Annotated in this window: 9 protein-coding genes; 7 read left to right on the top strand and 2 right to left on the bottom strand. The window is 73.3% G+C overall.

Features of this window, described 5'->3' with window-relative positions; all coding sequences use genetic code 11:
- Window positions 1–4: 4 nt before the first annotated feature.
- The 3 genes from AC4BEG_RS34745 (at window position 5) to AC4BEG_RS34755 (ending at window position 6,556) form a co-directional block, all read left to right on the top strand.
- On the top strand, window positions 5–2,812 hold the full coding sequence (locus AC4BEG_RS34745) for an ATP-binding protein (protein WP_490703650.1): 2,808 nt from the start codon (window positions 5–7) through the stop codon (window positions 2,810–2,812).
- Entirely contained in the window at window positions 2,802–5,621 is a 2,820-nt protein-coding gene (locus AC4BEG_RS34750) for an ATP-binding protein (RefSeq protein ID WP_490703651.1), read from the top strand. Before AC4BEG_RS34745 ends, AC4BEG_RS34750 begins: the two co-directional genes overlap by 11 nt.
- A 257-nt stretch (window positions 5,622–5,878) precedes the next feature.
- Window positions 5,879–6,556 (top strand): helix-turn-helix transcriptional regulator, encoded by a 678-nt coding sequence (locus AC4BEG_RS34755; protein WP_490703652.1) that lies wholly within the window; start codon window positions 5,879–5,881, stop codon window positions 6,554–6,556.
- 70 nt (window positions 6,557–6,626) lie between these two features.
- On the opposite strand, the gene AC4BEG_RS34760 is transcribed toward AC4BEG_RS34755, so the two are convergent.
- On the bottom strand, window positions 6,627–8,276 hold the full coding sequence (locus AC4BEG_RS34760) for a PucR family transcriptional regulator (RefSeq protein ID WP_490703653.1): 1,650 nt from the start codon (window positions 8,274–8,276) through the stop codon (window positions 6,627–6,629).
- Window positions 8,277–8,467: 191 nt separating this feature from the next.
- Here AC4BEG_RS34760 and AC4BEG_RS34765 point away from each other — a divergent pair, with 191 nt between their 5' ends.
- From AC4BEG_RS34765 to AC4BEG_RS34775, 3 genes are all read left to right on the top strand, one after another.
- The gene (locus AC4BEG_RS34765) at window positions 8,468–9,727 is read left to right on the top strand and encodes an aspartate aminotransferase family protein (protein WP_490703654.1); all 1,260 of its coding nucleotides are present in this window, start codon (window positions 8,468–8,470) and stop codon (window positions 9,725–9,727) included.
- A gap of 31 nt (window positions 9,728–9,758) precedes the next feature.
- Window positions 9,759–11,231, top strand: a complete 1,473-nt coding sequence (locus tag AC4BEG_RS34770) for an NAD-dependent succinate-semialdehyde dehydrogenase (protein WP_490703655.1) — start codon at window positions 9,759–9,761, stop codon at window positions 11,229–11,231.
- A 125-nt stretch (window positions 11,232–11,356) separates the two neighbouring features.
- Entirely contained in the window at window positions 11,357–12,670 is a 1,314-nt protein-coding gene (locus AC4BEG_RS34775) for a CAP domain-containing protein (protein ID WP_490703656.1), read from the top strand.
- An 11-nt stretch (window positions 12,671–12,681) separates the two neighbouring features.
- Here AC4BEG_RS34775 and AC4BEG_RS34780 read toward each other — a convergent pair whose 3' ends face one another.
- Window positions 12,682–13,458 carry a peptidoglycan-binding domain-containing protein gene (locus AC4BEG_RS34780; protein WP_490703657.1) on the bottom strand — a complete coding sequence of 259 codons (777 nt, stop codon included), beginning with the start codon at window positions 13,456–13,458 and terminating at the stop codon, window positions 12,682–12,684.
- Window positions 13,459–13,666: 208 nt separating this feature from the next.
- Between AC4BEG_RS34780 and AC4BEG_RS34785 the strand changes: the two genes are divergently transcribed.
- Complete coding sequence (locus AC4BEG_RS34785) at window positions 13,667–14,914, top strand: FAD-dependent oxidoreductase (RefSeq protein WP_490703658.1); 1,248 nt, start codon at window positions 13,667–13,669, stop codon at window positions 14,912–14,914.
- The last annotated feature ends 14 nt before the right edge of the window (window positions 14,915–14,928 follow it).

Consider the following 14,928-nt stretch of genomic DNA (forward strand, 5'->3'; position numbering starts at 1 on the left):
CGACGTGACCGCTCGGCTCGGCTTCTGGGGGATGCGCCAGACTTATAGTCACCCCATGCAGTTCAACGGGCTCCCGTTCCCTGGACATGAACGCGAGCAGGCGGCGCTGGCGGAGGTCGTCACCGACCTCGGCAGGGGGCTGCCCGCGGTAGTGACGATCGCCGGGCGACCCGGCTTCGGGCAGTGCGCACTGCTCGGATGGGCGGCCCGGCTCGCCGCCGACCGCGGACTGCGCGTCCTGCGTGCCGAAGCCACCCTCGGCGAGAGCGGGCTGCGCTACGGCGCCGTCGACCAACTGCTGGCCCCCCTGGACGAGTCCGGCCACGGCATCCGGCGGGCCCTGGCCGAACCAGGCCCGGACGGCCGGCTACCGGGGCTGGCTGAACTGCTGCGCACCGCACACGACCGGCCCACCCTGGTGACCGTGGCCGACGTGGGCCGGCTGGACCCGGCCTCACTGCGCTGGTGCGGAGCCCTGATACGCAGACTGCCCGGCACTCCCCTCGCGGTCCTGGCCAGCAGCACCGGCGGCCACCACCCAGGCTGGAGCCACATCACCTCCGCCCTCGGCCCGGTACCCGTCACCCAGCTCACCCTGTCCCCCCTGACCGACCGGGACATCGCCACCGTCGTGGCGCAGATCTGCCGTGAGCCCGGTGAGGAGACGTTCAACGCGGCCGCCGCGGAGGCCACGGGGGGCGACCCCGCGGTGGCGCACGAGGCGTTGCGCCGCTTCGCCGAGCGCGGCCACCGGCCGCTGGCGGCGCGGGTGCCCGAACTCCGCGCGCTCATCGCCTCCGTCACCGGCGAGCACACCACCCGGGTGCTGAGCGGACTGCCGGAATCCGCCGTGGCCGTGCTGCGCGCGCTCGCGGTCTGCGGTGAACTGCTGGACCTGCCCCTGGTGCACACCCTCGCCGGACCCCGGGCGGCACGGGAACCGGGGCTGCGCGCCACCCTGGAGGCCACCGGGCTCACCGTCGCCTCCGGCACCGGTCTGCGGCTGCGCAACGCCGACGTACGGGCCCGGGTCCTGGAGGAGATGACCGCCGCCGAGCGCGCCAACCTCTTCACCCGCGCCGCCGAACTGGCCCACCGGGCCGCCGTACCCGACGAGGACATCACCCGTCTGTTGCTGTCCGCACGTCCGGCCGGAGAGCCCTGGGCCGTCCACACCCTGCGCCGCACCTGTGCCGCCGCCCTGCGCGCCGGACGGTCCGCCGAGGCCATCGCCTGTCTGACCAGAGCGCTGGAAGAGCCCATGGAGTCCGGATCGCGGGCCCGGCTGGGCCTCGAACTGGCCGCCATCGAGGTGCTGGCCTCGCCCGAGGCCGCGAACCGCCGTCTGGAGGAGATCATCCGCACCGAGGGCGACCACCTCGCCCGGGCCCGTACCCGCGCCGCCGATCTGGGGCTGACCCGCGGCGGGGCCGAGGGGCTGCGCCGCGCGTTGCTGAGCGCGCTCCCCGCGGCCCGCGATGCGGAGCGCGACGAGCTGGTCGCCCTCTTCTGGCTCTCCGAGGAGGTGCGCGAGGACGACACCGGGCTGGCGCTGGCCGACGTCCCCCCGATGCCCGACCGCCCCCCGTGCCCGGCACAGGCCGGCGCGCGCGCCTGGCAGCTCGCCCGGCGTGCCGAGAACCTGCCGCTGACCCGGGAGGTGGCCCGTCACGCGCTCGCCGGCCAGGAAGGCGATGGCGCGCTCATCCTGCCCCGGCTCGCCGCGGTCCGCGCCCTGCTCCTGACCGACGACGTGGAGGAGGCCGAGACCCGGCTGGATGTCCTCCACACCGAACTGCGCCGCCGCCACGCCCGCGCCGCCTCCGCGCTCGCCCTCGCCATCCGCGGCGAACTCCATCTGCGGCGTGGACGGCTGGACATGGCCGAACGGGACGTCGCGGCCGCCGAGCGCGCCCTGCCCCACGCCCGCTGGCATCCGGACACCGTCCCCTATCTGACCGCCGTGCAGATCGTCGTCGCCCTGGAGAGCGGCCGGACCGACCGGGCCCGGGCGCTCGCCGCCACCGCCCCGCCCACCGCGGAGCGGCAGGGCACGGCCTGGGCGTATCTGCTCTTCGCCCAGGGGATGGTCGACCAGTCGGACGGTCGCGTCAGCGACGCGAGAGAGCGCTTTCTCTCCGCCGGACGACGGCTGCTGCGCCGCGGCCACCTCAACCCCGCGCTGATGCCCTGGCGTTCGATGGCCGCCCGGGCTTGCCACGCGGCCGGGGACCATGAGGAGGCCGGGCGGCTGACCCGGGAGGAACTCGCGCTGGCCCGGCGGTGGAGCGCGCCGAGCACGCTCGGCTGGGCCCAGCTGGGCGCCGGACGGGTGGCCCGCGAACAGCGCGCCGACCGGCTCCGCGATGCCGTGCGCACCCTGCGCGGCACCCCCGCCCTGCTGGCCTTCGCCGGTGCGCTCACCGAGCTGGCCAGAACCGAACTCGACGCCGGGGACCGCTGCGCGGCCTCCGCGCTCGTCACCGAACTGGCCACCCTCATCACCATCCACCACCCCTCCAGCAGACTGGCCGAGCGGGTACGCACGCTCACCGGGAAGGTGGGCCGGCCCGCCGCGTCCGGCACCGTCCCGCATCCGGAGTGGGCCACGCTGACCGAGGCCGAACGGCGCACCGCGACCCTGGCCGGACACGGCCGCGGCAACCGCGAGATCGCCGAACTGCTGTCGGTGACCATCCGCACCGTCGAGCTGCGGCTCACCGGCGCGTACCGAAAGCTGCGGATCCGCGGGCGGGCGGAACTGCGCACGCTGATCCGGGCAACAGAGGGGTACGGAACGGATGTTGCTTGAGCGAGATGCCGAGACGGCACAGGTCGCGGAGGCTCTGAGAGCCGCGCGCGCGGGAGACTCGTCACTGCTGCTGTTCACCGGCCCGCTCGGCATCGGCCGCACCGCGCTGCTGCACCACCTGGCCGCCCACACGCAGGACACCGATGTACGGGTGCTGCGCGCCAACGCTGCGCCGATGGAGCAGGAATTCGCCTTCGGCGTGGTGCGCCAGCTCTTCGACAGTCTGCTGACCGGCGCCCCGGAGGAGGGCCGCGAACGTCGGCTGCGGAAGCACGGGTGCTTCGCGCGCATGGTCTTCGACGACGACGCCGTCCCGGCGGGGGAGGGCCGGGCGTCCGCCGCCGGCGAGGCCGTTCTGCACGGTCTGCGCTCCCTGCTGGCCGACGTCTGCGCCGACGGCCCGCTGCTGATCCTCGTCGACGACCTCCAGTGGGTGGACACCCCCTCGCTGCGCTGGCTCGCCTACCTGGTCAAGCGGTTGCACGGGCTGCGCGTCGCTGTGGTGTGCACCCTGCGCGACGGTGATCCGCGCGCCGGGCACCCGTTGCTCAGCGAGGTCACCGACGCGGCCGCGCGGGTGCTGAGACCCGCGCCCCTCACTGTCGAGGGCACCCAGAGGATGATCCGGGAGCAGTTCGGCGAACCGGGCGACGAGGAGTTCGTCCGCGCCTGCCACGAAATCTCGGGGGGAAACCCGCTGTTCCTGCTGTCGGTGCTGGCCGGCCTCGCCATGGGCGGCCACCGGCCCACCGCGGGCCACGTCGACGCCGCCCGCGAACTGCGCCCCTCCCAGCTGCGGGAGCGGCTGGCGGGCTGTATGCGCACCCAGCCGCGGGCGGTGCGGGACCTGGCCGCGGCCATCGCGGTCCTCGGCGACGAGGGCGTACCCCATCTGATGGCCCCGCTCGCCGCGCTGGACGCGATCGGCTACACCGCCGCGCTGCGCGCCCTCCACAAACTGGGGCTGCTCGCCGCGGAACAGGAACCGCGCTTCGCCCACCGTGTGGTACAGGACGCGATCGAGTCCTCCATGACCGTGGCCGAGCGTGAGCGGCTGCACGACGCGGCCGCCGCCCTGCTGTACCGCGGCGGATGCCCCGCGGAGCTGGTCGCGGCCCAGCTGATGGCTGTCACCACTTCGCGGCACCCCTGGTCGGTGGGGGCGCTCCGGGCCGCCGCGGACACCGCGCTGGGCCGCGGCGCACCGGACATCGCCGCCCGCTATCTGCGCCGCGCCCTGCTGGACGGCTCTCTGTCGGGCGAGAGTCGGGCGCGGCTGCTGATCGACCTGGCCACCGCGGAGCGCGGTTTCGACCCGGCCGCCTGCGAACGCCATATCTCCCAGGCGATACCCCTGTTGCCCTCCGCCCGGCAGCGGGCCGCCGCCGCCCTGCGGATCTCCCCGACCATCGTCGGGCTGACACCGCCGTCCGTCCTCGATCTGCTGCACCAGGTCGCCGAGGACCTGGGCCCGACGGCCTCGCTGGAGGGCGCCGCGCGCGATCTGTCCCTGCGGCTGGAGGCGCGACTGCGGCACGCCGGGAACGAGGACCCGGCCGAACTCGCTGTCGCCGTGGCCCGGTTGAGCGGGATGGGGGAGGAGCCATCGCTCGGCTCGGCCGCCGAACGCGAGCTGACCGCGGTACTGCTCGCCGCGGCGACGCTCACCGCCCGGCTGCCCGCCGACCGGGTCACCGGGCTCGCCCACCGCATCCTGGAGCGTGAACCGGCCACTTCCGCGCGGGTCCACTCGGCGCTGCCGCTCGTGGTCATCGCCCTGGCCGCCTCCGACTCGGTGCGCCGTATCAGCTCCTGGCTGTCCGCCGAGCGTCACACCGCGCGGCAGGACGCCACCGTCGTGGACGCCTTCGTCCATCTCGAGCAGGCGATGATGCTCACCGCCCGTGGACGGGCCGCCAAGGCGCTCGACCACGCCGAGCGCGCGGCGCGGCTGGCCGAGGCGCACTGGCAGGAGCTCGGTGTCATGTCCACCATCGCCCTCACCGGGGTCGCCCTGGAACTGCGGGACCCCGCGCTGACCGAACGGATCCTGGACCGGCTCGGACGGCGCCGCTCCGCCGGGCTGGCCCTGACCGCCGCGCTCCAGCTCCTCAAGGCGGCGCAGGACACCGGGCAGGGCCGCTGGTCCGGTGCGCTGGAGACCCTGCTCGCCTGCGGACGGCAGCTGGAGGCGTCGGGCTGGCGCAATCCCGTGCTGTTCCCGTGGCGCCCGCGCGCCGCCGCCCTCCAGTTGCGCGTCGGTGACGCCCCCGCGGCGTTCGCCCTCGCCGAGGAGGAGCATCTGCGGGCCCAGGAGTGGGGAGCGCCGGTGGCCATCGGCCGCGCCCTGCGGCTCAAGGGGCGGCTGCACGGCGGAACCCGGGGGATCAACTTCCTGCGGGAGTCCGTCGATGTGCTGCGCGCCTCCGCCAATGAACTCGAACTCGCCCGCGCGCTCCTGACGTTGGGCAGACGGCTGCGCAGCGGCACCGAGGCGGAGGCCGTGCTTCAGGAGGCGGCCTCCCTCGCCGCCGCCTGCGGCGCGCCCTGGCTGGCCGAACGGGCCCGCACCCGGAACGGCCGTACCGCGCCCGCCGCCCGGCCGGAGGCCGGGCTCACCCGCACCGAACGCACCGTGATCTCCCTCGTCGGCCGCGGGCTCACCAATCAGGAGATCGCCGCTGACCTCGGTGTGACCTCCCGCGCCGTCGAGAAGCACCTCACCAACGCCTACCGCAAGCTGGGCGTCTCCGGCCGCCGCGAACTCATCCGTATGCTGCCCCGCCTTCAACCGGAAAACGGCAGTTAACGGCGGTAATTAAGTGACGATCCGCGGACATCCGCGCCCCCCGGTGAACCACCGAACCGACCCACCGAACCCCGAAGGTGCGGACCGAACCACCGGCCCCCGCCCACCACGGGATTGGGCGACAACGCCCCTGATGAAGTTGACTCGATCAGCCGCTCCTCCCTAGTCTCCATTCTGAAATCACATTCGAAAAAAGAATTGCGCGCGCAATTCCCCCGAAGATTAAGAATTCAGGAAGGGATGGCAGTCCCTTGGTAATGTCCGTACTGGCAGATTCGGCTCGGCCAACCCCCCACGAGCGCGGATGCGAACAGGCCGAGTACGCCGATCTCCTGCGCCAATTCGACCAGCCGGGGGTGTGCGTCGTATGTCTCGACCCCTCCCTGACGGTTCAGCAGGCCAATAGGGAGTTCTTCCGTCAATTCGACGACGCCTCGGCCGATGTCTGCGGCCGCCGCTTCTGCGATCTGGTGCTCCCCAGCGTCCGGCAGGCCCTGCGACGCCAGTTCACCGGTCTCCTCGACGGCTCCCGTCATCGCTTCGCCGTCCGCACGACGCTCGTCGGACCCCAGGGTTCGGCCTTCAACAGTGTGCTCACGGCCGTGGCGGTACGCGAGGGCCGCTCCCATGTCGCCTCCATCCTCGTGCTGTTGCGCCCCACCGCGGGCGGCGAGGCGGACATGGTCCCCGAGCGCACGAAGCAGTTCACCGAGATCGAGGCACGCATCCTCGAGGGGATCGCCGCCGGTGTGTCGACGGTCCCCCTGGCGGCGCGGCTCTACCTCAGCCGGCAGGGCGTCGAGTACCACGTGACCCGGCTGCTCCGTAAGCTGCGGGTGCCCAACCGCGCGGCCCTGGTCTCCCGCGCCTACTCCATGGGCGTCCTCAATGTGGGCTCCTGGCCTCCGAAGGTCGTCGACGACTACCTCAAGTGACCCTGCCGAGGGGTGGGCGACACGCGGCCACAGCAGGTCCCTTGCCGACCGGCTGTGGCCGCTCCGCGGCTCAGGACGCGGAAGAGGGGCCGTGGGACAGCCGCAGCACATGGAAAGCGGTGAGCGCGACATGGAGTTCGGTGCGCCGGCCGCCCGACTCCAGATCGCAGCCGAGCAGCCGCTCGATCGAACGCAGCCGCTGGTAGAACGCCTGACGTGACAGGTTCGCGCGCTTGGCGGCCACGGTCTTGTTGCCCGCCGCGTCCAGATAGGCGTGCAGCGTCGACAGCAGATCGGTGCCATGCCGCTCGTCGTAGTCGACCAGCCGTCCCAGCTGCCGTTCCACGTACTCCTGCACCCGTACATCACTGCGCAGGGCGTACAGCAGCTGCCGCAGTCCGATATCGGACAGCTCGTGGAAGGGCTTGTCCGGGGTGCCGGGCACGGCGGCGTCCGCGACCCGGGCCGCCTGCTGGAAGGAGCGCGCGAGCTGGGACAGATCCGCCACCTCGGAGCCCACACTGACCACCGCGTCCGGCCGGGACTCCCGCACCGCACGGCTCAGCCGCTCCGCCAGCGGCCGCCAGGACGTGGCCGGGGGAAAGCCGAGCAGCACTCCGATGTGATCCCCGGGCACCGCTCCGACCAGCACGGACGTCCCGCCCACCGCCAGCTCGGCGGTCAGCCGGTCCTCCAGCTCCGCCGACTCCTCGGATCCCGGCCCCCGGGCGAGGGTGACCAGGGCGACGATGAATCGGCGGCCCCGCACCGGTGCGCCCAGCGCCTCGGCCCGCGCCCTGGCCTCCCCGGTGGACCGGCAGCGCTGCTCCACCAGGTCCAGCAGCAGGGTGCGCTGCGCCCGCCGCTCCCAGCGGATGTGCTGGGTCAGCCGCGCGATGGTCAGGGCGGTGGCCGTACGCTCCAAGACCATCGCGTGCTCGGGGCCGGTGGCCGGGGTGCCGGAGGCGTCCGGGAGCATCAGCAGCCGGCCCCAGCGCTCCCCCCGGTACTCCACCGCGGTCACCAGCCAGTTCTCCGGACCGCTCAGCTCGGTGCGGTCGGGGGAGGGGGTGGCGCGGGACCGCCGCTCCCAGCCGGTCAGCGCCGCCTCCACCCCCGCGCCCGGAGGACCGCAGATCACGGCCTGGTGCACCAGGTTCTCCAGCACCACGGGATGCCCGCTCATCTCGGCCGCCATGCCCACCACCTCATCGGGCTCGGCGCCGCGCAGGGTCAGCGCGGTGAAGGTGTCATGCACATCATGGGCCCGCCGCAGACTCTCGATCTGACTGCCGATGATCATGGAGTGGACGATCTGGGTGACTTCCACGAAATTCACGCTCCGGGAGAGCAGCACCAGCGGGAAGTCCCGGTCCAGACAGGCGCGCACCAGTTCCTTCGGCGGCCGGTGGTAGCGCCGGACCAGCTCTATCACCAGCCCCGCCGCGCCGATGTCCGCCAGCTCCTCCACATAGCGCCTGACCTGCGAAGGGTCCTCCTCCGGCAGTGGCATCCCGGTGGTGAGCACCAGCTCCCCGCCCTTGAGGAACGAGGCCGGGTCGAGCAGCTCGGTGATGTGCACCCAGCGCACCGGACGGGACAGCTGCCGCTGCCCGGACACCACCTCCGGCAGCCCCGCGGCCAGCACCGGCAGCCGCAGCGCGGCGTCGAGCGTGAGCGGCGCGCCGGCCTCGTACGTGCTACCGCCGGAGCCGTCCATGCGGATCACTCTGACAAGCTCGCGTCCCGTGCGCAACGGGCCCTCTTGACACGGTGCCCGTGCGGAGCCGTTGACAGATCGTCCATACCGATCACCACAGAGCGACACAACGATCATTGTCTTGGCCCGGCCCGCTCCCGCACGCTCGAAGAGTCCGTGCAAACGCCGACCTGTTGGGTGTGGGAGAGAACATGACCAATCTGTCGCCGCAGCTTCGCCAGGCCACTCCCGTCGTCGCCGTCCGTGGAGAGGGCGTCCATGTCGACGGCGAGGACGGCCGGCGCTATCTCGACTTCACCGCGGGCATCGGTGTCACCAGCACCGGACACTGCCATCCGCGGGTCGTCGCCGCGGCGCAGGAGCAGGTGGGCACCCTCATCCACGGCCAGTACACGACCGTGATGCACCCGCCGCTGCGCCGGCTGGTCGAGAAGCTGGGCGAGGTGCTGCCCCCGGAGCTGGACAGTCTGTTCTTCGCAAACTCGGGCAGCGAGGCGGTCGAGTCGGCCCTGCGGCTCGCCCGTCAGGCCACCGGACGGCCGAACGTCCTGGTCTGCCACGGCGGCTTCCACGGACGTACCGTCGCCACCGCGTCCATGACCACCTCCGGGACCCGCTTCCGCTCCGGCTTCTCGCCCCTGATGAGCGGTGTGGTGGTGACCCCGTTCCCCACCGCCTACCGGTACGGCTGGGACGAGGAGACCGCGACGCGGTTCGCCCTGCGCGAGCTGGACTACGTCCTCCAGAGCATCTCCCACCCCGACGACACCGCGGCGGTCATCGTCGAACCGGTGCTCGGCGAGGGCGGCTACGTACCCGCCACCGAGGGCTTCCTCCAGGGGCTGCGCGAGCGGGCCGACCGGCACGGCATCCTGCTCATCCTGGACGAGGTGCAGACCGGCGTCGGCCGCACCGGCCGGTTCTGGGGACATGACCACTTCGGGGTCCGCCCCGACATCCTGGTCACCGCCAAGGGCCTGGCCAGCGGCTTCCCGCTGTCGGGCATCGCGGCCTCCGAGGAGCTGATGAGCAAGGCATGGCCCGGCTCCCAGGGCGGCACCTACGGCGCCAACGCGGTGGCGTGCGCCGCCGCGGCCGCCACCCTCGACGTGGTGCGCGAGGAGAACCTCGTCGCCAACGCCGCGGCCATGGGCGCACGGCTGCGCAGCGGGCTCGAGGACGTGGCCGCGAAGACCCCGGCCATCGGCGATGTCCGCGGTCTCGGGCTGATGCAGGCCAGCGAGTTCGTCACCGAGGACGGCGAGCCGGACCCGGCGACCGCCGCCCGGGTGCAGAAGGCCGCCGTGGACGAAGGGCTGTTGCTGCTGCTGTGCGGCGCCTGGAACCATGTCGTCCGGATGATCCCCGCTCTGGTCGTCGACGAAGCGGCGATCGACGAGGGTCTGCGCGCCTGGTCCGCCGCCGTGAGCGCCGGAACAGCGGGCTCCTGACGCGCCCCGGACCTCGAAGGAGACTGCCGCCATGTCCACCCCCTCGTTCCCCGCCGCGGCCGATGTGCTCGCCACGGTGCCCAAGAAGCTCTTCATCGCCGGATCGTGGTCCGACGCGGCCGGTGGCCTGACCATGCCGGTCGACGACCCGGCCACCGGTGAGCCGCTGTGCGAGGTCGCCGACGCCGGCCCCGCCGACGGCCAGCGCGCGCTCGCCGCCGCCGAGGACGCCCAGGAGAAGTGGGCCGCGACCGCGCCCCGGGCCCGCAGCGAGATCCTCCGCCGCGCCTATGAACTGATCCTGGAGCGCGCCGACGCGCTCGCCGCCCTGATGACGGCCGAGATGGGCAAACCGCTGGCCGAGGCGCGCGGAGAGGCCGCCTACGCCGCCGAGTTCTTCCGCTGGTTCTCCGAGGAGGCCGTCCGTATCGACGGTGGCTACGCCACGATGCCGGACGGCAAGAACCGCATGCTGCTCATGCGCCGCCCCGTGGGCCCCTGCCTGCTGATCACCCCGTGGAACTTCCCGCTCGCCATGGGCACCCGCAAGATCGGCCCGGCGATCGCCGCGGGCTGCACCATGGTGCTCAAGCCCGCACCCCAGACCCCGCTGTCCAGCCTCGCACTCGCCGGGATCCTGGCGGAGGCCGGTCTTCCGGCGGGCGTCCTGAACGTGGTGACCACCTCACGGGCGGGAGAGGTGGTGGAACCGCTGCTGACCGGCGGACACATCCGCAAGCTCTCCTTCACCGGCTCCACCCAGGTCGGGCGCACCCTGCTGGCCCAGTGCGCGCCCGCCGTCGTCCGCACCTCCATGGAACTCGGCGGCAACGCCCCCTTCGTCGTCTTCGACGATGCCGACCTCGATGTCGCGGTCGAGGGCGCCATGACCGCCAAGATGCGCAACATGGGGGAGGCGTGCACCGCGGCCAACCGGTTCTTTGTGCACCGGTCCGTCGCCGCCGAGTTCGCCGACCGGCTCGCCCGCCGGATGGGCGCGCTCGAGGTGGGCCCCGGCAGCCGCCCCGGTGTCGACGTGGGTCCCCTCATCGACCGGGCGGGCCGGGAGAAGGTCGAGGACCTGGTCGCCGACGCGGTGGCCCGCGGCGCCGAGGTACTGGTCGGCGGCAGCGCCCCGGAGGGACCCGGCTGCTTCTACCCGCCCACGGTGCTCACCGGAGTGGACCCCGCGAGCCGGCTGATGGAGACCGAGATCTTCGGACCGGTCGCGGCCATCCTCACCTTCGACGACGAGGACGAGGTCGTGGCCACCGCCAACGCCACCGAATGGGGGCTGGTGGGCTATGTGTTCACCCAGGAGCTCAACCGCGCGCTGCGGATGAGCGAACGGCTCGAGGTCGGCATGGTCGGCCTCAACACCGGACTGGTCTCCAACCCGGCCGCCCCCTTCGGCGGGGTCAAGCAGTCCGGGCTCGGCCGCGAGGGCGGCCGGGTCGGCATCGATGAGTTCCTGGAGTACAAGTACGTCGCGGTCCCGGTCTGACCGCTGCCCGCCCGCTCCTTCCGCGCCCGCCCCGGCCCCACGGCCCGGGGCGGGCGCGGACCCGTTCCGGAACCACCGGCCCCGCCGGGGCGTTGCCCCCATGAACACGGTGGTGAGGAGCGGAGATGGGCGAGTTGGTCCCCGGCGGCAATCTGACGTTGCCCGACGGCGCGCTGACGATCAGGGTGCCCGGCCCCTTCGATCTGTCCGCGCTGATCACCGGTGCGGACGGAAAGGTCGCGGGCGACGCCGACTTCGTCTTCTTCAACCAGCCCTCGGCGCCCGGCGCCCGGCTGCACGGCGACACCCTCACCCTCCACCCTGGGCGGCTGCGCCCGGATGCCGAGCGGATCACCGTCGTCGTCAGCCCCGCCGACCCCGCCACCCCGCTCGGGCGGCTGCCGGTGCCCGTGCTGACCGTTCTGGCGGACGGCGGCGCGCCGGTCGCGCGGTTCACTCCGCCGCGCCCCGCCCAGGAGACGGTGCTGCTGCTCGCCGAGGTCTACCGGCGCGGCGGCCGGTGGAAGGTGCGGGCGCTCGGCCAGGGATACGCCGACGGACTGGCCGGGGTGGCCCGGGACTTCGGGGTGGACGTCGCCGACGAACCGCCCCCGCCCGCCGCCCCGGTACCGTCAACGCCCCCGCCGCGGGGGCACCACAGCGCGCCGGGAGGGCCGCTGGACGTGGTGAACGCGGCGCGGGCACGGGCCGGAGCGCCACCGCTGACCACCGACCCACGGCTGACCGCGGCGGCCGAGTCACATGCCGGGGCCATGGCCGCCGCGGGGCGGCTGGGTGTGGAGGGCCCGGACGGCAGCTCGCTGTTCCACCGGATCGCCACCGCGGGCTACCGCTGCCTGACGGTCGATGAGCATCTGGTCTCCGGGCCGCGCAACGCCGAGGAGTTCGTGGATTACTGCCTCTCCGGCGCGGAGCGCCGCGGCCCGTTCGGTGACCCGGCCGTGGTCCACCTCGGGCTCGGCCGGGCGGTCGGCCCCGGCGGGGATGTCTACTGGACCGCGGTGTGGGCACAGCCGTTCACCCCGGACGGTCTGACCCGGCTCAGCTCCGAGGTCATCGCGCTCACCAACGCCGAGCGGGCCGCCGCCCGGCTCGCCCCGCTCAACCCCGAGCCGCGGCTGACGACGGCCGCGCAGCGGCACAGCGACGACATGGTGGCCCGTGACTTCTACTCCCACACCGGACCCGAGGGGCAGCAGCCCTGGGACCGGGCCCGAGCCGCCGGAGCAAGCCACCGGGGCATCGGGGAGAACATCGCTTGCGGTCAGCGCTCCGCGGCGGAGGTCGTCCGCGGCTGGATGGACAGTCCGGGCCACCGCGCCAACATTCTCAAGCCCGACTTCACCCATATCGGCGTCGGCTACGCCACCGGCAGCCGGGCCGGTACCTACTGGACGCAGGTCTTCGGTGCCGCTTGAGGAGCGGGCGGTCAGGTGCGCGACTCCAGATCGCGCCGGGTGGCATCCCCGTACACCCCGTTGGCGTCACCGCGGATCCCGTACCAGACCTGGAAGCGGGACACGGCCTCCGCGAGGGCTTGGTCGTACCGGCCGTTGACCGGCCCGCCCTGATAGACGTCCGGGATCCGCAGCAGCCGGGTCTGGAGGTCGGTGACCTGCGGACCGCTGTCCCCGAGCGTCAGGATGCCCGGATGCGCCTGCCGTTGCCACTGCCCGTCGGGTGTCCGCGCCGGGGGCTGTGACGGTGGAGTGGCGCCTCCGGTGACGGGCGGTGAACTCACCCCGCCCGTCACCGGAGGCGCCGCCCCCGTCGCCGCGTCGCGGGGCAGCACCAGGGCGAGGGTCAGCGCGACCCCCACGGCGAGCCCGCCCACGAGCAGTGCGGCGGCCCGCGAGCGGCGCCGCACCACCGGGCCGGGCCCAGGCAGGGGAACGGTGCCGGGCGCGTACGCGGACGCGGTGGGCACCGCGTCCCAGGACCCCGGCACTCCCGGCCCCGGCTCCATCTCCTGGGTGTCGGCCTCGGCCATCCGGTGGGCGTCCCGCGGCAGCGGGGCGCCGGGCGGACGGAACAGACGCAGATCCTCCATCCACTCCGGGACCGGAGGGCCCTGCGCCGCGTCCGGTTCGCGCGCCGCGCGGGGTTCCGGGGCCGGGCCGGGCGCGGGGACCGGGCGGAAGGTGCTGCCGGTCGGCTGGATCATCCGACGCCCGGTCCGCCGGCCGGGATCGTGTTCGGCTGCCATACAACCTCCTTCTGCGCCCCATACCGTCAAGGGGACATACGGACGGAAGTCCGGGACGTCTCAAGCGGGCCGCCCACCGAAGGCCGCGCATCAGTGATTCCACTGGTCTCTCCGCCCCCGGCACCGGAGATCGGTAGGGCGTGGCTCCCCGGGGTACGGATCCCGAGGTGTTGCCCTGTGTCCTGACACATCGAAGGGAGCGCATCTGATGGAACGGACCACGTGTTGTGTGGTGGGCGGCGGCCCCGCCGGGATGGTCCTCGGTCTGCTGCTGGCCAGAGCGGGCGTCGAGGTGACCGTCCTGGAGAAGCATGGGGATTTCCTGCGTGACTTCCGCGGTGACACGGTGCACCCCAGCACCCTGGGCCTCCTGGAGGACCTGGGTCTGGCCGAGCTGTTCGCCGCGCTGCCCCAACGGCATGTGCAGACCGTCCGGCTGCCCATCGGGCCCGGCGGCGACCTGGTCACCGTGGGCGACATCGGCGCGCTCTCGGGCCCGTACAACTACGTCGCCATGGTGCCGCAGTGGGATCTGCTGAACCTGCTGGCGGACGAGGCCGCGCGGGAGCCCTCGTTCCACCTTCGGATGAACACCGAGGCCATCTCCTTCCTCCGGGAGGGCGGACGGATCACCGGGGTGCGCTATCGGGAGCGCACCCCGAACGGCACCACCGGCGAACTGCGCGCCACCCTCACGGTGGCCTGCGACGGCCGGGGCTCCCTGGCCAGGGCCCTGCCCGAACTGGGGCTGCGGGCCTTCCCCTGTCCGATGGACGCCTGGTGGTTCCGGCTGCCGCGGCGGGAGTCCGATCCGCGGGGCGTGGTGGGCAACGCGGGCGACCGCTTTGTGACGGCCATGATCGACCGCGGTGACTACTGGCAGTGCGCCGTCCTCATCCGCAAGGGCACCGACGAAGAACGCCGCGCCGCCGGACTCGACCGGTTCCTGGCCGAGTTCGCGCAGGCGACCCCGTGGATCGCCGACCGCGAACCGGGGCTTGAGTCCTGGGACGAGGTGAAGCTGCTGGACGTACGGCTCGAACGGCTCCGCCGCTGGCACCGCCCCGGCCTGCTGTGCATCGGCGACGCCGCACACGCCATGTCGCCCGTCTTCGGAATCGGGATCAACCTCGCCGTCGAGGACGCCGTCGCCGCCGCCCGCCATCTCGTGGGGCCGCTGCGCGAGGGCATCGTCGGTCTGTATGACGTCCGCGCGGTCCAGCGCCGCCGGTGGCCGACCACGGCCGCGACCCAGGCACTCCAGCGGATCGCCCATGCCCGGGTCATCGAACCGCTGCTCAGCGGGCGTTCACCGGTCGGCAAGGACGTAACGGCCCTGCGGCTGGCCGATCTGGTCACCAGGGCGCCGTGGCTGAAGCGGGCGCCCGCGTACTTCCTCGCCTACGGCGCGATGCGCGAGCGCCCGCCCGCCGTGTCGCTGCGCCGCCCGGACTGAACCGGGCGGGCGGC

The sequence above is a fragment of the Streptomyces sp. JLBJ103 genome, from assembly GCF_058215575.1.

Bases quoted from the DNA above. Each gene is read 5' to 3' on its own strand.
- AC4BEG_RS34750 (WP_490703651.1), top strand. From the start codon at position 2,802: ATGTTGCTTGAGCGAGATGCCGAGACGGCACAGGTCGCGGAGGCTCTG.
- AC4BEG_RS34755 (WP_490703652.1), top strand. From the start codon at position 5,879: ATGTCCGTACTGGCAGATTCGGCTCGGCCAACCCCCCACGAGCGCGGA.
- AC4BEG_RS34760 (WP_490703653.1), bottom strand. From the start codon at position 8,276: ATGGACGGCTCCGGCGGTAGCACGTACGAGGCCGGCGCGCCGCTCACG.
- AC4BEG_RS34765 (WP_490703654.1), top strand. From the start codon at position 8,468: ATGACCAATCTGTCGCCGCAGCTTCGCCAGGCCACTCCCGTCGTCGCC.
- AC4BEG_RS34770 (WP_490703655.1), top strand. From the start codon at position 9,759: ATGTCCACCCCCTCGTTCCCCGCCGCGGCCGATGTGCTCGCCACGGTG.
- AC4BEG_RS34775 (WP_490703656.1), top strand. From the start codon at position 11,357: ATGGGCGAGTTGGTCCCCGGCGGCAATCTGACGTTGCCCGACGGCGCG.
- AC4BEG_RS34780 (WP_490703657.1), bottom strand. From the start codon at position 13,458: ATGGCAGCCGAACACGATCCCGGCCGGCGGACCGGGCGTCGGATGATC.
- AC4BEG_RS34785 (WP_490703658.1), top strand. From the start codon at position 13,667: ATGGAACGGACCACGTGTTGTGTGGTGGGCGGCGGCCCCGCCGGGATG.